The sequence below is a fragment of the Sphingobium sp. genome (genome assembly GCF_035511395.1).
Classification (GTDB): Bacteria; Pseudomonadota; Alphaproteobacteria; order Sphingomonadales; family Sphingomonadaceae; genus Sphingobium.
Genome location: NZ_DATKFP010000176.1, coordinates 34,478 through 53,010, shown reverse-complemented (window position 1 = coordinate 53,010; position 18,533 = coordinate 34,478). Strand labels below are relative to the sequence as shown.

General features: G+C 63.9%; 19 protein-coding genes. 8 read left to right on the top strand and 11 right to left on the bottom strand.

Translation table 11 applies throughout. The features are described from left to right. From VMR39_RS12020 to VMR39_RS12000, 5 genes are all read left to right on the top strand, one after another. Window positions 1-264 (top strand): His/Gly/Thr/Pro-type tRNA ligase C-terminal domain-containing protein (locus VMR39_RS12020; RefSeq protein WP_325416206.1); only part of this gene is annotated, 264 nt, incomplete at its 5' end. Between the two features lie 130 nt (window positions 265-394). Then, the gene (infC, locus tag VMR39_RS12015) at window positions 395-928 is read left to right on the top strand and encodes a translation initiation factor IF-3 (protein WP_325416204.1); all 534 of its coding nucleotides are present in this window, start codon (window positions 395-397) and stop codon (window positions 926-928) included. Window positions 929-1,426: 498 nt separating this feature from the next. Then, complete coding sequence (locus VMR39_RS12010; protein ID WP_325416202.1) at window positions 1,427-1,822, top strand: hypothetical protein; 396 nt, start codon at window positions 1,427-1,429, stop codon at window positions 1,820-1,822. Window positions 1,823-2,076: 254 nt separating this feature from the next. Further along, window positions 2,077-3,369 (top strand): class I SAM-dependent methyltransferase, encoded by a 1,293-nt coding sequence (locus VMR39_RS12005; RefSeq protein ID WP_325416200.1) that lies wholly within the window; start codon window positions 2,077-2,079, stop codon window positions 3,367-3,369. A gap of 150 nt (window positions 3,370-3,519) precedes the next feature. Further along, entirely contained in the window at window positions 3,520-5,307 is a 1,788-nt protein-coding gene (locus VMR39_RS12000; protein WP_325416199.1) for an ABC transporter transmembrane domain-containing protein, read from the top strand. 32 nt (window positions 5,308-5,339) lie between these two features. On the opposite strand, the gene VMR39_RS11995 is transcribed toward VMR39_RS12000, so the two are convergent. The 5 genes from VMR39_RS11995 to VMR39_RS11975 form a co-directional block, all read right to left on the bottom strand. Continuing rightward, the gene (locus VMR39_RS11995; RefSeq protein ID WP_325416198.1) at window positions 5,340-5,663 is read right to left on the bottom strand and encodes a PilZ domain-containing protein; all 324 of its coding nucleotides are present in this window, start codon (window positions 5,661-5,663) and stop codon (window positions 5,340-5,342) included. A 166-nt stretch (window positions 5,664-5,829) separates the two neighbouring features. Then, complete coding sequence (locus VMR39_RS11990; RefSeq protein ID WP_325416197.1) at window positions 5,830-6,252, bottom strand: biopolymer transporter ExbD; 423 nt, start codon at window positions 6,250-6,252, stop codon at window positions 5,830-5,832. Window positions 6,253-6,276: 24 nt separating this feature from the next. Next, a complete protein-coding gene (locus tag VMR39_RS11985) occupies window positions 6,277-6,765 on the bottom strand; it encodes a biopolymer transporter ExbD (RefSeq protein ID WP_325416196.1) in 489 nt (162 codons plus the stop codon). 114 nt (window positions 6,766-6,879) lie between these two features. Then, entirely contained in the window at window positions 6,880-7,635 is a 756-nt protein-coding gene (locus VMR39_RS11980; RefSeq protein WP_325416210.1) for a MotA/TolQ/ExbB proton channel family protein, read from the bottom strand. A gap of 71 nt (window positions 7,636-7,706) precedes the next feature. After that, window positions 7,707-8,369 carry a TonB family protein gene (locus tag VMR39_RS11975; RefSeq protein ID WP_325416195.1) on the bottom strand — a complete coding sequence of 221 codons (663 nt, stop codon included), beginning with the start codon at window positions 8,367-8,369 and terminating at the stop codon, window positions 7,707-7,709. A gap of 255 nt (window positions 8,370-8,624) precedes the next feature. Between VMR39_RS11975 and VMR39_RS11970 the strand changes: the two genes are divergently transcribed. Together VMR39_RS11970 and VMR39_RS11965 are read left to right on the top strand one after the other, a co-directional pair. Beyond that, window positions 8,625-9,509: a hypothetical protein gene (locus VMR39_RS11970; protein ID WP_325416194.1), complete on the top strand. Its 885-nt coding sequence runs from the start codon at window positions 8,625-8,627 to the stop codon at window positions 9,507-9,509. A gap of 80 nt (window positions 9,510-9,589) precedes the next feature. Next, window positions 9,590-10,894, top strand: a complete 1,305-nt coding sequence (locus VMR39_RS11965) for a homoserine dehydrogenase (protein WP_325416193.1) — start codon at window positions 9,590-9,592, stop codon at window positions 10,892-10,894. Between the two features lie 7 nt (window positions 10,895-10,901). Here VMR39_RS11965 and VMR39_RS11960 read toward each other — a convergent pair whose 3' ends face one another. Continuing rightward, complete coding sequence (locus VMR39_RS11960) at window positions 10,902-11,312, bottom strand: hypothetical protein (RefSeq protein WP_325416192.1); 411 nt, start codon at window positions 11,310-11,312, stop codon at window positions 10,902-10,904. A gap of 131 nt (window positions 11,313-11,443) precedes the next feature. Here VMR39_RS11960 and glpX point away from each other — a divergent pair, with 131 nt between their 5' ends. Continuing rightward, window positions 11,444-12,430 carry a class II fructose-bisphosphatase gene (gene glpX, locus VMR39_RS11955; RefSeq protein ID WP_325416191.1) on the top strand — a complete coding sequence of 329 codons (987 nt, stop codon included), beginning with the start codon at window positions 11,444-11,446 and terminating at the stop codon, window positions 12,428-12,430. Window positions 12,431-12,483: 53 nt separating this feature from the next. Here the strand turns inward: glpX and VMR39_RS11950 are convergent, their stop codons facing one another. From VMR39_RS11950 to VMR39_RS11930, 5 genes are all read right to left on the bottom strand, one after another. Then, on the bottom strand, window positions 12,484-12,861 hold the full coding sequence (locus VMR39_RS11950; RefSeq protein ID WP_325416190.1) for a MerC domain-containing protein: 378 nt from the start codon (window positions 12,859-12,861) through the stop codon (window positions 12,484-12,486). Window positions 12,862-12,948: 87 nt separating this feature from the next. Continuing rightward, the gene (locus VMR39_RS11945; RefSeq protein ID WP_325416189.1) at window positions 12,949-14,733 is read right to left on the bottom strand and encodes a diguanylate cyclase; all 1,785 of its coding nucleotides are present in this window, start codon (window positions 14,731-14,733) and stop codon (window positions 12,949-12,951) included. 37 nt (window positions 14,734-14,770) lie between these two features. Beyond that, complete coding sequence (locus VMR39_RS11940; protein ID WP_325416188.1) at window positions 14,771-16,270, bottom strand: glycerol kinase; 1,500 nt, start codon at window positions 16,268-16,270, stop codon at window positions 14,771-14,773. Further along, window positions 16,270-17,778 carry a glycerol-3-phosphate dehydrogenase gene (locus VMR39_RS11935; RefSeq protein ID WP_325416187.1) on the bottom strand — a complete coding sequence of 503 codons (1,509 nt, stop codon included), beginning with the start codon at window positions 17,776-17,778 and terminating at the stop codon, window positions 16,270-16,272. The genes VMR39_RS11940 and VMR39_RS11935 overlap by 1 nt, the downstream gene beginning before the upstream one ends. A gap of 107 nt (window positions 17,779-17,885) precedes the next feature. Further along, window positions 17,886-18,491, bottom strand: a complete 606-nt coding sequence (locus VMR39_RS11930) for a hypothetical protein (RefSeq protein WP_325416186.1) — start codon at window positions 18,489-18,491, stop codon at window positions 17,886-17,888. Between the last annotated feature and the right edge of the window lie 42 nt (window positions 18,492-18,533).

Genomic DNA, 18,533 nt, shown 5'->3' with positions numbered 1-18,533 from the left:
GACGACTACGCCAAGGCGGCGGTGGAAAAGCTGCGCGCCGCCGGCATCCGCGCCGAACTCGACGTCCGCAACGAGAAGATCAACTACAAGGTGCGCGAGCATAGCCTTGGAAAGGTGCCGAATCTTCTGGTCGTGGGCCGCCGCGAGGCGGATGAGGGCACGGTGGCGCTGCGCGAACTGGGCAAGGAAGGGCAGAGCGTGATTTCGCTCGATGATGTGATCACCCGTCTTGCAAATGAGGCCAAGGCACCCGATATGCAGTGAGGCAGAAATGCCGCAAGGGTGCGTGATTCCGTTACGACGGAGGTACGCACCCCTTTCGGCTTTTCGTAAAAGCCGCTAAGAGCCGTCCGTTTTTGAAACGACCGTAGGAGATACCGCTATACGTCCCCCGATGATGCGCCGCCCGCTGGCGCCGCCGCCGAAGTCCGGCCCCCGCTATAATGAGTTCATCAACGTGCCCAAAGTGCGCGTGATCGATGACGACGGCGAAAATCTGGGTGTGATGTTTACGCAGGAGGCGATCGAGCAGGCCTATGAGGTCGGTCTCGACCTCGTGGAAGTCTCGCCGAACGCCGATCCGCCGGTCTGCAAGTTCCTGGACATCGGCAAGTTCAAGTACGAAGCCCAGAAAAAGGCGAATATCGCCCGCAAGACCCAGAAGACGCAGGAACTCAAAGAGATCAAGATGCGTCCGAACATTGACGATCATGACTATGATACGAAGATGAAGAAGGTCCATGATTTCATCGGCGACGGCGACAAGGTGAAGATCACCCTGCGCTTCCGTGGCCGCGAACTCAGCCACCAGCAACTGGGCATGAACCTGCTCCAGCGCGTGGCGGAAAATGTTCAGGAAATCGCCAAGGTCGAAGCCTATCCGCGCATGGAAGGCCGCCAGATGCTGATGGTGCTGGCGCCAAAATAAGCGCGACGCCGCATTGATAAGCTATGCTCGTCGGGCGGAGTCTGGATACAGGCTCTGCCCGATGGCATTTGAGGGGCGGGAAGCGTCCATTTGGAGACACCCAACATCCATTCGGGCTGAGCCCGTCGAAGCCGCCTTCTTTCTTTCAAGCCTTGTGTTTTGAAGAGAAAGTAAGGCCCTTCGACAAGCTCAGGGCGAAGGATCTTGGGGAAACTTGCCAGCCTGCCGGTCGCATTCGCGTCGCGCGGCTGTGGCGTTCATAGCGCGCGATCGACGCGCAAGTGTCGCACAGCCGTCGCGGCGGCGGCGCGAACCTGTCGCGTTCCTGTCGCGTTCCTGTCGCAATTTCTGCGAATCGCCCCGAAATTGCCCTGCGACATCGTGAACTTCGGGCCGTCGCGTCGACGCGACGGGAAAACAGCATCCTGCCGCAACACCGACTCGCCTCGTCCCTCCTGCCCTTGTCGGACGAGGACCGTCCTCCTAGCCGCCTTCAGCATGAAGAATTTGCGCCTTTCCCTCACCGCTGCCGCGCTGGCCGCCGCCTTCCCCGCCACCGCCCATGCCGAAGGGCTGGGTGCGGAAATCAATTATGGCCGCGCGGACGGCCACTGGGGGACGGAGATCGGCGCGGGCTATGCGATGGGCATTGCCGGTTTCAGCCTGACGCCGGGCGGCGGCGTCTATTTGCGCGACGGCGACACCAAACTCTATGGCCGGGTCGAGGCCGCCTATACCCTGCCGATGTCGGCCACGATCGGCGCGGGCGTGCGCTTCAGCGGCGACAATACCCGTCCCTATGCGACGCTCGCGATGCCGCTCATCCCCAAGCTGCGCGCCAAGGCCAATGTCGGCCCCAAATATTATGCGGTCGGCCTGACCCTCGGCTATTGAGGCTTTTCTCGACCGTCAGGATCGCAGGGGCTTGAAGTCCCCGCTCCGCAGCGGACCGGGATGGCGCCGGCGGATCGTGCAGGATGCGTCGCCCGTCCCGGTCCTTCGTCCTGATCCCGACCCACGGCGGGTCGCGGAAATTATACGGGTTATCGGCGTTCCCCGCGTCAGCAATTGACCCCCATGACGGGCGTCATATGCCTGACACAGGAGGCCGGGCATAAGTCCGCCTTTTCAGAAGGAATGCGTTTTCCGTGACATCCCGCGAACTGACCGGTTTTCTTCCCCTGAGCGAGACGCAGGCCGGCGAGGATGACCTTCGCCGCCGCCTGTCCGACATGGCCTGGCGCATCGGTTTCGGCGCCATCGGCTGGCCCTGGCTGCTCGCCAGCCTGTCGGGTGGGCGCAAGGCGGACAAGCGCGCGCTGCTGGACGAACTCGGCCTTGCCCATGACGCCCTGCCCCATCTGGGCAGTTGGAAAGCTGATGTCGGTTTCCTGCGCCATATCGTGCGGGAAATCGCCCGTCTGCGGCCGACCCATGTCGTAGAACTGGGCGCCGGCGCTTCCTCGCTGGTCGCGGCGCGTGCGCTGCAATTGCATGGCGGAGGGCGGCTGCACAGTTTCGACCAGCATGGCGGTTTCGTCGACGCGACGCGTCAGTGGCTGGCCGACAATCGCCTCGACGTCGATATCCGCCATGCGCCGCTGACCCATGAAAGTACCGACTGGCCCGGTCGCTGGTATGCGATCGACAATCTGCCCGATCAGATCGACCTCATCATCATCGACGGTCCGCCCTGGAGCGTACATCCGCTGGTGCGCGGCGCGGCCGACAGCCTGTTCGCCCGCCTCTCCCCCAATGGCGTGGTGTTGCTGGACGATGCCGCGCGGCCCGGCGAGCGGCTGGTGGCGCGGCGCTGGCGGCAGCGCTGGCCGCATATCGACTTCCGCCTGATGAAGGACGGAACCAAGGGGACGCTGGTCGGTCGTCGGCGCGACGTGCGCGTGCCGGTCGCCAATGACAATGAGGCTGGCCGCACCCTGCGCCATATGGGCCGCGCCGCTGCCATCGCCGCTTTGATCGCGACGGGCTGGATTGCCCGTGGTGAGCTGGGCGAATTTCCGCAGGCCGCGCAGGCGAGCAGCTTCCTCGACGAAGCCGCCGCCTCGCGCCGGGCCGGGCTGCTGCGACAGTCCATGGCGTCGCAGGTCGAAAGCGCGACGCTTAACCCGCAGGAGATAGAGCGGACGACCGGCATCGTCCTGCCCACCCTGCCCGCCGACTGGCGCGTCACCGATGTCCAGCTCTTCCCCACGCCCGACAGCCCGGCCATCGCCATGTCGCTCGAAACCGGGCGCGGCGAACATCTTTCCTTTTTTGCCGACCACGCCGAAACCCCGGCGGAGGGCAAGCCATTGCTGGCAGAACGGGCCGGCGTGGTAAGCGCCTATTGGGAGGTCGGCGACATGGCCTATGCCCTGACCGGGGGCGCGGCGCCGCGGCGCATCATGGAACTGGCGGGTACGATCGCGCCGGCGGGCTGAACGCCCCCGTTTCGGGCAGGCCATTGAGGCGAACGGGGCGCCCTGCTGGAGCGGTGAACGGATCGTTCACCGCTCTATTTTTCTTTGTTTCCCGCATTCTGCTAGCCGTCGGCTGTTCCAGCCGACTTCAGAATGCTCTAAGCGCCGCGCATGGAGGACATCGCACCCGCTTCGCCGCCTGGCTCCAGGCGCCCCGCCCTTGGCAGCCTGGCGATGCTCTGGCGCTTTGCCCGGCGCTATCCGGCCCGGATCGCAGGCGCGCTCACGGCGCTGATCGTCTCGTCGGCCGCGACCCTCGCCATCCCTAATGGCTTCCGGCTGGTCATCGACAAGGGCTTCATGGGCGGCGGCGACATCAGCCGCTGGTTCGAATATCTGCTGATAATCGTGGTGGTGCTCGCTCTCGCTAGCGCACTGCGCTTCTATTTCGTGTCGTGGCTCGGTGAACGCGTCGTCGCCGACGTCCGCAGCGCGACGCAGTGTAACCTGTTGCGTCAGGCGCCCCTCTTCTTCGAGGAGAACCGGCCTTCCGAAATCGCATCGCGCATGACCGCCGATACCGCGATCGTCGAACAGGTGGTCGGTTCCACCGTTTCGGTTGCGCTGCGCAATCTCGTGACGGCGATCGGCGGTCTCGTCTATCTTTTCACGCTGGCGCCCAAGCTTGCGGGTCTGTTGCTGCTGGGGATTCCAGCCATCCTGCTGGTGCTGCTGGGCCTTGCGAGGCGTGTGCGCAAATTGTCCCGCGACAGCCAGGATAGACTGGCCGACATCGGCAGCCTCACCACAGAAGTGCTGGGCGCGATGAAGATTGTCCAAGCTTTCGGCCAGGAAGCACGGGAGGCGGCGCGCTTTCAGGTGAGCGTGGAAAAGGGATTCGCCACGGCGCGGACGCGTATAGTGCTGCGCGCCGTGATGACCGCGCTCGCCTTCGCCCTGGTGTTTGGATCGATCACCGGTGTCATGTGGCTGGGTGCGATCGATGTTGCTGCCGGTCGCCTTTCCGGGGGGAGCATCGCCGCCTTCGTCCTGACCGGTGGACTTGTCGCCGGCGCTTTTGGTTCGTTGTCGGAAAGCTGGGGCGACCTGTTGCGTGGCGCCGGTGCTGCAAGCCGACTGGACGAATTGATGCAGGCCGAGCCCGGCATCGTCCCTCCGGCCCAGCCGACCGTTTTGCCGGTGACAACGCAAGGTGCCCGGCTCACTTTCGACGATGTCCATTTCCATTATCCGACCCGACCGGACCAGGCTGCGCTCAACGGCGTGACACTTGACATTGCACCCGGCGAAATGGTTGCCGTGGTCGGTCCGTCGGGTGCGGGCAAGTCCACGTTGATCCAGCTCGCGATGCGCTTCTACGATCCCGAACGAGGCACTGTACGGCTGAACGGCATTCCCCTGCCGAATGTCGATCCGGCCAGTGCACGCGCGATGATGGCGATGGTGCCGCAGGACAGCGTCATCTTCGCCGCGTCGGCCCGTGACAACCTCCGCTATGGTCGGTGGGACGCCAGCGACGATGCGATCTGGGATGCCGCACGAGCCGCCAATGCCGAAAGCTTCCTGCGCGCTTTGCCGGAAGGGCTGGATAGCTATCTTGGCGAAGGCGGTGCGCGCTTGTCGGGCGGGCAGCGCCAGCGCCTGTCGATCGCCCGCGCGCTCCTTCGTAACGCGCCGATCCTGCTGCTCGACGAGGCGACTTCGGCGCTCGATGCCGAATCCGAGCGGCTGGTGCAGGATGCGCTGGGTCGACTGATGGCGGGCCGCACGACGATCGTGATCGCGCATCGCCTTGCGACGGTGCGCGTCGCCGATCGAATCATCGTGCTGGATGAGGGGCGGATCGTGGAGCAGGGGGATCACGCCACGTTGGTTGCCACTGGCGGCCTTTACGCCCGCCTCGCCAGCCTCCAGTTCCAGGACAATTCCGCCGCCTGACAGGTTAGGCGGCGCCGCGGAGCGGCGAAATTCTATGCCTCCGCCGCGGCCAGACGTACGATATGATCAAGAATGGCCGCATGGAGTTGCCGCTCGAAAGTACAGCCGGCTTCATGTCCACGCGTCCACTGCACGCGCGCACGCCGTCCTTCGAAGCCGGGCAACATGATCCATAACTCGTTGCCGACATTCAGCTTCATGAAACTCTGAAGGCGAAAGCCACTGACGGAAAGATCCGCAATCTGGCTGCTGAACCATGTTTCGCCGGGCCGCCGAACCTTGACCCCGATCTGGACATCGCGTCGCTCAGCGAGGCGTTGCCGGCGAATTTGTTCAAGATATGGTTCCGCGCCCATGATCCCATGATGGGACAACAGGGTAAGGAAACAGTTAAGCGATCGTGACCGGTAAAAAAAGGGGCCGCCAATGGCGACCCCTGCAAACCCAGCATTAGAAAATCTGTTCCTGCCGCCCTGCGGAAGGGGGAAGTCCTGAAAGCGCGGACCGGCCGGAATTCAGATCTTAGAAGCTGCCATATTGTTCGTTACCGACGAAACCCAGCTTGGTGACGCCCGCACGCTTGATCTCCGCCAGCACTTCGTCAACGACGACATAGCGGGTTGCTGCGTTCGGCTGGAACTGCAGTTCCGGCTCGACCGGCAGGCGCAGCGACTGCTGCAGATACTGACGCAGGGTCAGCAGATCGATCGGCGCACCGTTCCAGGTAATCACGCCGCTCGGGTCGATCGCGACCTTGTTCTTGACCGGGTCGATCACGCTGTCCGTAGGCGGCGCGTTCTGCGGCAGGTCGATCTTCACCGCGTGGGTCTGGATCGGAATGGTGATGATGAACATGATGAGGAGAACGAGCATGACGTCGATCAACGGCGTCGTGTTCATTTCCATCATCGGCTCGCCATCATCGGAGCCCATGCTCATTGCCATAGCGAAATCTCCTTAATCAGCCGATCAGAGGCGGGTCGTCGACGTGCCGGGTTCCGGCTCGGAGATGAAGCCCACCTTCGGGAAACCGGCGCGCTGCATCGTGTAGATGGTGCCGCCGATGCAACGATAGGGGGTATTGATGTCGCCGCGGATATGCACTTCGGGCAGATCCTCGGGCGTCATGTTTTCAACGCCGCCAGCCTTCTTGATGTCTGCTTCGAGCTTTGCGACCGCACGGTCGAGCAGTTCGCTCGAACTCACCGGGGCCATGCCCCAGAAAACCGCGCAAGCGCCGTCGGAACCCGTGGTGACCGAAAGGGACACATTTTCGGGCTTGGTCGTGGTCGGCTCGAACGCCACCTTGGGAAGCTGCAGATCGACCGTCTGGACGACGACCGGGACCGCGATGAGAAAGATGATGAGCAACACCAGCATGACGTCGACGAGCGGCGTCGTGTTGATGTCGGACAAGGGCTTGTCGTCACCGCCGCCGGGGCCAACACTCATTGCCATTGATACTATCCTAACCTTGGTGTCGATGGTGCCCCGCTGAGCGAGACCCACGTCCGGCGGGAAACCGGGCGGTCGCAGCCGCCACCCGGTTCCCGAGCCGGATTATTAAGGCAATCAGGCCTTGGTCGGTGCAACAGCCGGCTTGGCAGCCGAAGCGGCCGGGGCAGCAGCAACGGTCGGCTTCACGGCGCCGTCCGAAACCAGATAGGCCAGCAGGTCGACGGTGAAACCGTTCAGCTGCTCGGCGATCGACTTGTTACGGCGCTGCAGGAAGTTGTAGGCGAGCACCGCGGGAACGGCCACGGCCAGACCCAGGGCGGTCATGATCAGAGCTTCACCGACCGGGCCGGCGACGGCGTCGATCGAAGCCTGACCGGCAGCGCCGATCTTGATCAGAGCGCGGTAGATACCGATAACCGTACCGAACAGACCGATGAACGGCGAGGTCGAACCAACGGTCGCGAGGAAGGCCAGGCCGCCGTTCAGCGACGAGTTGATCGCGGCTTCCGAACGAGCCAGCGAGCCGTGCAGCCAGTCATGCGCTTCGACCGGATCCTTCAGCTTGCTATGCTCTTCCTGAGCCTTGATGCCGTCGTCGACGATCTGCTTGTAGGCCGAGTTCTTGTCGAGCTTGGCCGAAGCTTCCTTCAGCGACGCGGCGCGCCAGAAGGTCGCACGGATCTTCTTGCCCTGGTTGATCACCTTCTGCTGTTCGATCAGCTTGGTGAAAAGAATGTAGAAAGTGCCGACCGACATACCGCAAAGGATGATGAAGACGGTCCAGGCGATGGTGCCGCCCTGCTCCAGGGCTTCCATCAGACCATAGGGGTTTTCCGGCTTCGGAGCCGCAGCTGCGAGATACATCAACATGTTCAAGACTTCCCTCTCAATGAGATCAAGCTAGGGACAGGCGGCGCCGGGCGCGCGCCTTCCCGATAGGATTATTCCGGCAGACGCCAGGTGATACGCCCGTTGTAGGTGTCAGGCATATCCTGACCATCGGAACCCTTGGCCGGCTTGAACCGCGCACGACGCGGGAGCAGGCGGCAGGTCGCCTCGTCGAGGTCGGCATGGCCGGTCGACTGGGTGATGGTGCAGTTGGTGACACGTCCATCAGCGCCGATTTCCAGACGGAAACCAGCCGTACCCGAACGTTCTTCGCGCTGCGCGCGGCTCGGGTAGTCGGCGTCGCTGAGCCAGCTGCCAGGTGCGCCACGCGGCGTAGCGCGTGTTGCAGCCTGAGCCGGCGGCGGCGGAGCCGGCGGCGGCGGCGGCGGTGCGGCGACCGGAACCGGGTTGAACACCGGCGGCGGCGTCCGAACCGTCTGGATCGGCGGCGCGGGAGCCGGGGTCTGAACGATCGGCGGCGGAGCGACGACCGGCGGCGGCTCGACCGGCTGGTCTGGCGGCGGCGGCGGCGGCTCCTCGTCCGGTGGCGGCGGTTCCTCCTTGACGTCGATCACGTTCAGCTGTTCCGCCGCCTTTTTGACATATTTCATGCCAAGACCGGTGACGAAGGCATAGCCGAGAACAGCGTGAATCAGGGCGACGATGACGATCGATATCGTGCGACTCGATCCTTGCGAGTGGTCAGCATAGGCCATTCGGCAACGACACTCCTTAACTCATCTTACCAGTGGTTTATACAAATCAGCCAAAAACGACCCAAGCTGCCCGGGAGCTATCCCGGCCACCTTTGGCCCCTGTCCGTCCAATTGCTACCGAGCGAACTCCTATCGCGGCGCATCGTGGCACGCAAACGCTTTATCGATATCCTCATTTGCGGTTACCATTTCATATCAGAATGACTTGCCTGTGACATCCTTGCCACGGGCCAAAACCATAGGACGAAGTTGAGCATGAAATCCTCCACCCTGCTGCGCACCCTTGGCACCGCCTGCCTCATTTCCGCCGCATATTCCGCGGTTTTCCCAGCATTTGCACAGGGTGACCAAATGGTAACGCAATCATCGACTGCGCGATCAGGGCAACCCGCAGGCTTGTCCTATGCCGACATTGTGGACCTGGCCGACCACGCGCCGTTGGTGGCCATTGTGCGGATTCGCAACATCATCAAGATCAAGGCCGAGCAGGCTGGAGCGGTCCCGCAGGGCCATCAACGGGTCTATATTGAAGCCGAAGTGAGCGGCCTGATTCGCGGCGAGGGTGGAATCAGCCCGACCGTGACCTATCTTTACGACTCCCCCCTCGACCGGCGCGGCAAGCTGCCCAAGCTCAAGAAGGCCGAGATGATCGTCTTCGCCCGAGGCGGCGGTCGACCCGGAGAAATCCAGCTCGTCGCACCGGATGCGCTGATCCCCGCCTTCCCTTCCGAAATATCACGGGTGAAGCAGATACTTTCGGCGCTCGTCGCACCGGATGCCCCGCCGACAATTCTCGGCCTTGGCGATGCCTTCCATGTGGCAGGCACGATTGCCGGCGAGGGCGAAACGCAGATTTTCCTGCGCACCGAAAATGGCGATCCCGTTTCGCTGTCGATCCTGCGCCGGCCTGGACAGGCGCCGCGCTGGGCCGTCGCGCTCGGCGAGATTGTCGATGAAGCGGCCCGCCCGCCCGAGCCGGGCAGCCTGCTCTGGTATCGTCTGGCCTGCGGTTTGCCGTTCACCTTGTCGCCGCGTTCGACACGCAGCCTGTCGGTCCAGGACGCCGAAGCCGCGCGCGCCGACTATAAGCTGGTGATCGATGCACTCGGTCCGTGCGAGCGCACGCGAACGACGGGCTGATTCGCGCTTTTCCTTTGGACAGGGACGCAGAGGCGGCTATCAGCGCGGCTCTTGAAAAGCCGGAAGGGAAGATAGCCGCCATGACCAATCTGCACCGCCATGCCCCGCTGCGCGTCGCGCTCGTCGGCCTCGGCACGGTGGGCGGCGGCGTCATTAGGCTGCTGGAAAAGAATGGCGACCTGATTGCGCGGCGGGCCGGCTGCCCGATTCAGATCGTCGCCATTTCCGCGCGCGACCGGAACAAGGATCGCGGCGTCGACCTGTCATCCTATGAATGGGTCGATGACATGACGACGCTCGCGACGCGCGACGATGTCGACGTGGTTGTGGAACTGATCGGCGGGTCGGACGGCCCCGCCCTCACGCTCGCCCGCCAGTGCCTGACCGTCGGCAAGCCCTTCGTCACCGCGAACAAGGCGATGCTGGCGCATCATGGCCTCGACCTCGCCCGGCTCGCCGAAAAGGGCGGCATAGCGCTCAAATATGAAGCCGCGGTGGCGGGCGGCATCCCGGTCATCAAGGGGATGCGCGAAGGCGCCGCCGCCAACGAGATCAGCGGGGTCTTCGGCATCCTCAACGGCACCTGCAACTACATCCTGACCACGATGGAGAAGGAAGGCCGGGGCTTCGACGAGGTTCTGAAGGAAGCGCAGGAACTGGGCTATGCCGAGGCAGATCCCAGTTTCGACATCGACGGCGTCGATGCTGCGCACAAGTTGACCATTCTCGCCAGCCTGGCCTTCGGCACGGAACTGGATTTCGACACGGTCGCCACCACCGGCATCCGCCATATCATTGCCGCAGACATCGCCGAAGCCGCCGCGCTCGGCTATCGCATCCGCTTGGTCGGGATGGCGCAAAATGGTCCCGATGGCCTGTTCCAGCGCGTCCATCCGATGCTGGTCCCGCTCAACCACCCGCTCGCCCATGTCGACGGGTCGCTGAACGCCGTGGTGGCGGAAGGCAATTTCGTCGGTCGCCTCTTCTTCCAGGGGCGCGGCGCGGGCGATGGCCCGACGGCGTCGGCGGTGGTTGCCGACCTGATCGACGTGGCGCGCGACGAATATGGCGACGCCTTCGCCATGCCGGTCGCCGCGCTCACGCCGCAAAAGACGGCCGACGCCGGCGCGCGGATCGGCCGCACCTATCTGCGTTTCAAGGTGAAGGACCAGCCCGGCGTTCTGGCGGAGATCGCCGCCGCCACGCGCGATGCGGGCGTGTCGATCGAAAGCATGATCCAGCGCGGCGCGCATCATGAAGATGGCGTGCTGGTCGTGATCGTCACCCATGCGAGCGAAGAGCGTGCCGTGCGCGACACGCTGGAGCGGTTGGCCGGATCGGACAGTCTGCTCGATACGCCTATGGTCATGCACATTCTCGACTGAGGCGCCTTTAGTGCTGCCCGGTGCCGTTGAAGCGTTCGGGCAGCGCAGCCGGCGGGGCGAGGTCGGCATCCGGATCGATTATGGCGGTCGCCGCCTTCACCAGCGCACCGACCGCCTGAAAGACGGGAAGGCCGCCCGCGCATCCCGCCCCCTGCCCGCCGACGACGCCACAACTGCCCTGCCTCACCGGCGAAGCCGACGCGCGCGGTGCATCGCCCTTCACGATCCCGCCGTCCGCTGGCTCGCGGGGCAGAGGTAGCCGCTCTTTCGCATTGCGCTCGGCCCGATTGCCACAAACGACAATCGCGCCGCCGCTGCGGTCGCAGGGTTTCACCACCTGCGTTCTGGCGCGATAGACCGCCATCGGATCGTCCGCTTCCGCCGCCCAGGCAGCGCCGGGCAACAGCGGAATGAACATGAGAGGCAGACCCGCGATTTTCATCGGCTGAAGAGGAAATCATCCAATGATGGCGGCATGATGGCGACGCTCGACAAGGGCGGGCGCAGAGCTTATCGCCCTTGGTCAAAGCAAAAGGGAAGAGGAACAAGATGGTGCAGGGAAGTTCGATTCTCGACCGTGTCCTGGTGTTAGAGATGGTCCGCGTCACCGAAGCCGCCGCGATCGCCGCGTCGAAGCTGATCGGCCGCGGCGACGAAAAAGCGGCCGATGCCGCCGCCGTCGAAGCCATGCGGCTTGCCTTCAACGATCTCTACATGGACGGCACCGTCGTCATCGGCGAGGGCGAGCGCGATGAAGCGCCGATGCTCTATATCGGCGAGAAGGTCGGCAACGCGATCGGCACCGGCCCCAGGATCGACATTGCGCTCGATCCACTGGAAGGCACGACGATCACCGCCAAGGCGGGTCCAAATGCGCTTGCCGTCCTGGCCATTTCCGAGGAGGGCGGCCTGCTCAACGCGCCCGACGTCTATATGGAGAAGCTGGCGATCGGCCCCGGCTATCCCGATGGCGTGATCGACCTCAACAGGTCGGTGAAGGAGAATGTCGAGGCGGTCGCGGCCGCGAAAGGGGTCGATCCGCATGAACTCATCGTCTGCGTGCTTGATCGACCGCGGCACGAAAAGCTGATCGCCGAACTGCGCACGATCGGGTGCGGCATCATGCTGATACCCGATGGCGACGTGGCAGGCGTGATTGCCACCAGCGACCCGGAAACCACGATCGACATCTATATGGGATCGGGCGGCGCACCGGAGGGCGTGCTGGCCTGCGCCGCGCTGCGCTGCGTCGGCGGCCAGTTCAAGGGGCGGCTCCTCTTCCGCAACGAGGATGAGAAGGCGCGCGCGCGCAAATGGGGCATCACAGATCTGGACCGGGTCTACGACCTCAAGGAACTAGCCAGAGGCGACTGCATCTTTGCAGCAACGGGCGTGACCGACGGCTCGCTACTCGATGGGGTGAAGCGCCTGCCCGGCGGGAAGCTGACCACCGAGAGCGTGGTGATGCGTGCCAGTACCGGCACGGTCCGCTGGGTCAAGGGCGAGCACCGGACCGATCATCGTCGCGGCAACTGATACGATCGATGGCCCATCGAAAAGGGAGCCGGAAGCGCCCCCTTTTTGATGCCCTATCGACCAGCACGATGGTTGAGGTCGTGGCCCAGCGCCAATATGCCAACACCAATCAAAGTATAGAGGCTTTCCTGCGGACCATGATCCATGGTGAGAGCGCCGACCATCACACCCAACCCTAATGATCCGATCGCGGCGGGCATCATGAAGCCGTGCATGATTGCGCCATGCCCCAGCGCTATCGCGCCCAGCAGGATGGCAAGGCCCAGCCCTACCTCATGGAAGAGCGGACTTTCGAAAATACCGCCAGCCGATGCAAGCAGACCAAGCACCACGGCGGTAACGAAGCAATGCGCCACACAAAGACCCGATAACGCAATCGCGATGCGATCGAGTCGTCCGGTAAACAGGGCATGGCGAAGGCTTTGCGGCATGATCGCTGCTACATAAGCCAGGCAGCTATAAGTTACAACATAACATCCGGAATATTTAAACGCGGATCATCCCCCGGTGCCAGCCTTTCAGGCCGCCAGCCGCAGGCAGTTCCGTCCGCTATGCTTGGCGCGATAGAGCGCCTTGTCCGCCGCCTCCAGCATGGCCGACCGGGTCGCATGGCCGTCCAGTTCGACAAGGCCTCCGCTGAAGGTGATGGCGATGGCTTCGGCGTTGTCGTTGAACTCGATCGGCATTGCCAGCCGCGCGCGCAGTCTCTCGCACGACATGCTCGACCGATGGATATCGCTGTCGACGAACAATATGGCAAATTCCTCCCCGCCCAGTCGACCGATGCTGTCGCCACCGCGCAGGCCGGGGCGCAATCGTTCGACGAAGCCGCTCAGCACCCGGTCGCCGGCGACATGGCCATAGCGATCATTGACCGACTTGAAATGATCGATGTCGATTAACAAAAGACTCGATTGCGCACCGTTCGCCACGCGCAGCATTTCGGCGTCCAGCTTGTCCAGAAAGGCCCGACGGCTATCGGCCCCGGTTAGCGAATCGCGCGCGGCAACCTGTTGCAACGCCCGTTGTCGTGCCTTGTGCCGCGAAATGTCGCGGATCATGCCGACGACTCCGCTGGGCTGACCATGGCCATCCACCACCGCCCGGCTGACCATCTCGCACCAGTCGAGGTCGCTGAGCGACTGGAGCGGACGGAACTCGACCTTATGTGCTGCGCCGGGCTGCGCCAGCGCCTTATGATGCGATGCGATAACCGAAGCCCGGTCGCGCGGATCGACCAGATCGGCGGCGGCCTGCCCCACCAGCAGGTCAGGCGCGCAGCCGATCTGCTCCAAGGCCGAGGGCGAAGCATATCCGATCACTCCCTCCACACTGATGTCGAGCACGACATCGCCGCTATGCTCGGCGATAGCGCGGAAGCGGGATTCGCTTTCCTGCAACATCAGGAACAGCCTCCGCCGGCCGTTGAGTTCGGCGGCGACTGGCATCGACAGCAGGAAACTGAGCGCCAGATAGAATTGCAGCGCCTGTACCCGCTCGCCGATTGGAACCGGGATCATCATAAGCGGCCCCACGCCCGACAGAGTCGCCGTGCCACCGATAATGGCGAGGATGATGATCGAAGCAGCAGCCCCCATATGGCCGCCGCGGAAAGCGATCAGCACCATCGGCAACAGCGGCGCGAACAGCATCGGATAGCTGGCCCAATAGAAGACATGGGCCGTCACCAAGCTGAAGAACCCCAGAAGCACCGACACCTCGATCTTCACCGCGCGAGGTGTGTCGCGCATCCAGCGGCCGAACTCACCTTGCAACAGGATCAGCAGGATCGGGGTGCAGATCAGGCCGCCCAGGGCATGACCAGTGTACCATTGCAGCCAGGACGCTGCGAAGCCGACCGGCGACAGCAAGGCGGCGACCGACGCGGCGGCAAGCCCCGTGATCACATCGGCGACGCCGCACAAGGCAAGGATGAAGACGACCAACGGCCGAACCGATCCGGTCACCGCACGATCGCCTAGATGATGCCGGCAGATGACCGCGACGATCAACGACTCGCAGACATTGATCAATGCCATGGGTATGGCGGCCATGGCCCCCATGCCGAACAGGCCGGTGGCGAGCGCGCTGGCGATGGCGCAAGCGAGGATGGCACGCGGCCAATAGGCGGAGCGTGATGTCAGCAATTCCGCCATGAGAAAGGCGTTCGCGCCCCAGATGAAGGCAAGCCCGCCTTCGAACCGCGAAGCCAGCAGGGCGACCGATGCCGCAACGAAATAGACGCTGCCCGTCAGCAACGGTGCGAACAGGGACTTGGGATGGCGAAGGACAAGCCGCGGCATGATGCCACGGCGATACAATGCCAACCTTAACATTTACTCACAGCGCAGCAGAACCAGCCAAGCCGCGCGACGTCACCACGTCTGCGACCACCTGTTGCCAAGCGGCCAGCCTCCGTTCTCGCACCCCATCCGGCAGGGTGGGCACGAAAGACATGAGCGGCGACTGCTTCGCCGCAGCGGCTGCCAACGTCGGGTAAAAACCCGCACCCACGCTGGCCAGCATCGCTGCGCCCCGCGCCGTCGTCTCGACATCGGCGGGACGCTCCACCGGCAGGCGCAGCATGTCCGCCAGATCCTGCGCGATCCAGTCATTGGCACTCATTCCGCCATCAATCCGCAGGTGGTGCCAGGGCGCTTCGTCAGCGGCGAAGGCGGCGGCCAGGTCATGCACCTGATGCGCCATCGATTCGAGAGCAGCACGCACGATATGCGCCCTACCAGTGCCATGGGTCAGCCCATGGATGCTGCCCGTCACCGCCGGCTGCCAATAGGGTGCGCCCAGCCCCGACAGGGCCGGCAACAGCACAACGCCGCCATTGTCTGACACCGACCGGGCGATGGCATCGGTATCGGCCGCAGCCGCGATCAGGCCCAGCCGGTCGCGCAGCCACTGGATCAGGCTTCCCGCGACGAAGATCGCCCCTTCCAGCGCATAGTGACGAACCCCGTTCACCTGGCATAGCACCGTCGCCAACAGGCGATGCGACGATACGGGCAGGCTGCTCCCGGTAGAAGCGAGGATGAAGGCGCCCGTGCCTAATGTCGCCTTGACCGAACCGGGATCCAAGCAGCCCTGCCCGATGGTCGCGGCCTGCTGGTCGCCGGCAAGTCCCTTGATCGGGATCGCGCCACCTAGAAGATCTGGGATGGTGATCCCAAAGTCGCCGATATTGTCGACAATAGCGGGCAATGCCTGTTGCGGCACATCGAAGAGCGCACACAGTTCCGCGTCCCAGCCCGCCCCGTCCAACGCCATCAACTGGGTTCGACTGGCATTGCTGGCGTCGGTGATATGACGGCCGCCTGTCAGCTTCCACACCAGCCAGCTTTCGACCGTTCCTAACGCCAGCCCATCGCGGGCGGCCGCGATTTCCGGTACATTTTCAATCAGCCAGCGCATCTTGGTGGCGGAGAAATAGGGATCGACCACAAGGCCAGTGCGCGACTGAATCAACGCTTCATGGCCTTCGGCGCGCAGGGCATCGCACCGGTCGGCGGTACGGCGGTCCTGCCAGACGATGGCACGCGACAATGGCTCTCCGGTGCGCCGGTCCCAGGCAACGACCGTCTCGCGCTGGTTGGTGATGCCGATCGCCGCGATTCGATCCGCGCTGCCGGCATGGGCGACCATCTCGCGCGCGCAGGTCAGGGTGCGTTCCCATATCTCTTTCGGATCATGTTCGACCCAGCCGGGCTGTGGATAATATTGCGTCAGTTCCCGCTGCGCCATCGCGCCGCGCACGCCATCGGCGGTGTAGAGAATGGCGCGGGTGGAGGTGGTGCCTTCGTCCAGCACCAGAATCATGCGCTCGCTCATCACCTCTCCTCCAGCCAGGCATCGAGCGCGGCGACCTGTTCCCTGTTCAGGCGTAGGCCCAATTTGGTCCGGCGCCAGATGATGTCCTCGCTCGTCCGCGCCCATTCCCGATGGACCAGATAGGCGACCTCCGCCTCGGTCAAACCAGAGCCGAAATGAACGCCGAGTTGGACAAGTCCACGCGCATCGCCCAGCCAGTCGCGCGCCCGCGTGCCATAGGCACGTCCGATCCGGTCTGCCGTCGCCGTGTCGAGAAAGGGATAGTCGCACGCCAGCCCGGCGATCAGGTCGTTGAGGCCCGTCATCGCGAAATCGCCGCCCGGCAACGGCGCGCCGGCCGTCCAGTCGCCGCCCTGCAATGCCGGAAGATGCGGCTGGAGTAATGCCACTGCCTCGGCCGCGAGATGACGATAGGTGGTGATCTTGCCGCCCAATATATGGAGCAAGGGCGCGTGCCCCTCCCCACCTGCCTCCAGTTCCAGCCGATAGCCGCGCGTCGCCGCCTCCGGCCGGGCCGATCCGTCATCGATCAGGGGGCGGACGCCGGCATAGGACCAGACCACATCCGCTGGCTTGATGACGCGGGCGAAATAGCGGTTCGCCGACTCGCAGAGATAGGCCACCTCTTCCTCGCTCGCAGAGACATGATCCAGCCCGCCCGCATGATCCCGGTCGGTGGTGCCTATCAGGGTGAAATCGCGCTCATAGGGAATGGCAAAGAAAATGCGGCCGTCGGGCAGCTGAAAGAAATAGGCGAAGCTGTGATCGAAGACGCGCGGCACGACGATATGCGATCCCCGCACCAGCCGCATCTGCCTATCGCTCCGTCCATGGGCGAGACGCATGAGGTCCAGCGCCGCAGGACCGGCCGCATTGACCAGCGCACGGGCGCGGAATTGCCTTGAACCGCCATCGGCCGTCCGCGTTTCGATCGCCCAATGATCGTCTGTCCGCGCGAGGCCCGTCACCGCCGTGCGCGTATGCAGTTCTGCCCCCCGGTCCGCGGCATCCCGCGCATTGAGGATCACGAGCCGCGCATCGTCGACCCAACCATCGGAATAGCAATAGGCAGGTCCGAAACCGCGCTGGAGCGGCACGCCGGCCGCATGATGACACAAATCGATCGCCTCGGTCGCCGGCAATGCGCGCCGTCCGCCGATATGATCATAGATGAACAGGCCAAGGCGCAGCATCCAGCGCGGCCGCAGCCCCCTTGTCCAGGGCAGTACGAAGCGCATCGGATGGATGATATGCGGCGCGATCCGCCAGAGCCGCTCCCGCTCCGACAGCGCCTCGCACACTAGCGCAAACTCGCCATGTTCCAGATAGCGCAGGCCGCCATGGATAAGCTTGGTCGAGGCGGACGATGTTCCCTGCGCCAGGTCGCCGCGCTCCAGCAGCAACACTTTGGCGCCGCGCCCGACGGCATCGCGGGCAATGCCGCAGCCATTCACGCCGCCGCCGATGACGGCCAGATCATGGATGGCGGCTTGATTTTCCTCGCTCACCTGCAAAGCTGTAAGCCGCCACGCAAGTCATGGAAAGCATCAACGAAATGCCGGCGGAGAGAAACCTCTCCGCAGGCTCCCTCACCTGTCCGGAGGTGACGAAGAGGTCACGCCAGACCGTCGACCACCAGCCCGCTATTGCTGCTGTCGGCGCTGCTCGCCGCGCCGCCATAGAGCGACTGCGACATGCTCGACCGCAGATTTTCCAGGAAGGCGATGATCGAATCCAGTTGCTCGGTCGCGCTGGTCGCGTCGGTGCTGTTGGTCGAACTGCTGTCGTCATCCTCGGACAACGCCGAGGGCGGCGGTCCCGGCGGCGGGCCGCGCATCAAGCCGGTACCGCCGATGCCACCCATGCTTTCGACGCTCATGCCGCCGCCGTCGCTACCATCGGCCGTTTGCACCGATCCGCCTGGCCCCTGAGCGAAGAAGCTCTGCAATGTCGCCGCCTGATCCTCCGTCAGCGTGCCGGCCGACACCTGATCATCGATCAGGGAATCGATCCGGTCCTTCATCTCGGACGGATCGAGCCGAGAACTGCCGTCGCCGGCCGATATGGTCAGTGCGCTGCCGATCGAGTCCAGTGCAGTTTCAAGGGTGTCGCCGTCCACTTCGGATAGCGAACCCGCCTCCACGGCGGCGTCGATCTTGCGATCCATGGACACGCGCGGCGAAGGTGGCATCGCCATGGTATAATTGGATATGTTCGTCATGCTTGAAGTCCCCACTTCATGTTAGCGGGGACACCATGCGCA

Bases quoted from the DNA above. Each gene is read 5' to 3' on its own strand.
- infC (WP_325416204.1), top strand. From the start codon at position 395: ATGATGCGCCGCCCGCTGGCGCCGCCGCCGAAGTCCGGCCCCCGCTAT.
- VMR39_RS12010 (WP_325416202.1), top strand. From the start codon at position 1,427: ATGAAGAATTTGCGCCTTTCCCTCACCGCTGCCGCGCTGGCCGCCGCC.
- VMR39_RS12000 (WP_325416199.1), top strand. From the start codon at position 3,520: ATGGAGGACATCGCACCCGCTTCGCCGCCTGGCTCCAGGCGCCCCGCC.
- VMR39_RS11995 (WP_325416198.1), bottom strand. From the start codon at position 5,663: ATGGGCGCGGAACCATATCTTGAACAAATTCGCCGGCAACGCCTCGCT.
- VMR39_RS11990 (WP_325416197.1), bottom strand. From the start codon at position 6,252: ATGGCAATGAGCATGGGCTCCGATGATGGCGAGCCGATGATGGAAATG.
- VMR39_RS11985 (WP_325416196.1), bottom strand. From the start codon at position 6,765: ATGGCAATGAGTGTTGGCCCCGGCGGCGGTGACGACAAGCCCTTGTCC.
- VMR39_RS11980 (WP_325416210.1), bottom strand. From the start codon at position 7,635: ATGTTGATGTATCTCGCAGCTGCGGCTCCGAAGCCGGAAAACCCCTAT.
- VMR39_RS11975 (WP_325416195.1), bottom strand. From the start codon at position 8,369: ATGGCCTATGCTGACCACTCGCAAGGATCGAGTCGCACGATATCGATC.
- VMR39_RS11970 (WP_325416194.1), top strand. From the start codon at position 8,625: ATGAAATCCTCCACCCTGCTGCGCACCCTTGGCACCGCCTGCCTCATT.
- VMR39_RS11965 (WP_325416193.1), top strand. From the start codon at position 9,590: ATGACCAATCTGCACCGCCATGCCCCGCTGCGCGTCGCGCTCGTCGGC.
- VMR39_RS11960 (WP_325416192.1), bottom strand. From the start codon at position 11,312: ATGTTCATTCCGCTGTTGCCCGGCGCTGCCTGGGCGGCGGAAGCGGAC.
- glpX (WP_325416191.1), top strand. From the start codon at position 11,444: ATGGTGCAGGGAAGTTCGATTCTCGACCGTGTCCTGGTGTTAGAGATG.
- VMR39_RS11950 (WP_325416190.1), bottom strand. From the start codon at position 12,861: ATGCCGCAAAGCCTTCGCCATGCCCTGTTTACCGGACGACTCGATCGC.
- VMR39_RS11945 (WP_325416189.1), bottom strand. From the start codon at position 14,733: ATGCCGCGGCTTGTCCTTCGCCATCCCAAGTCCCTGTTCGCACCGTTG.
- VMR39_RS11940 (WP_325416188.1), bottom strand. From the start codon at position 16,270: ATGAGCGAGCGCATGATTCTGGTGCTGGACGAAGGCACCACCTCCACC.
- VMR39_RS11930 (WP_325416186.1), bottom strand. From the start codon at position 18,491: ATGACGAACATATCCAATTATACCATGGCGATGCCACCTTCGCCGCGC.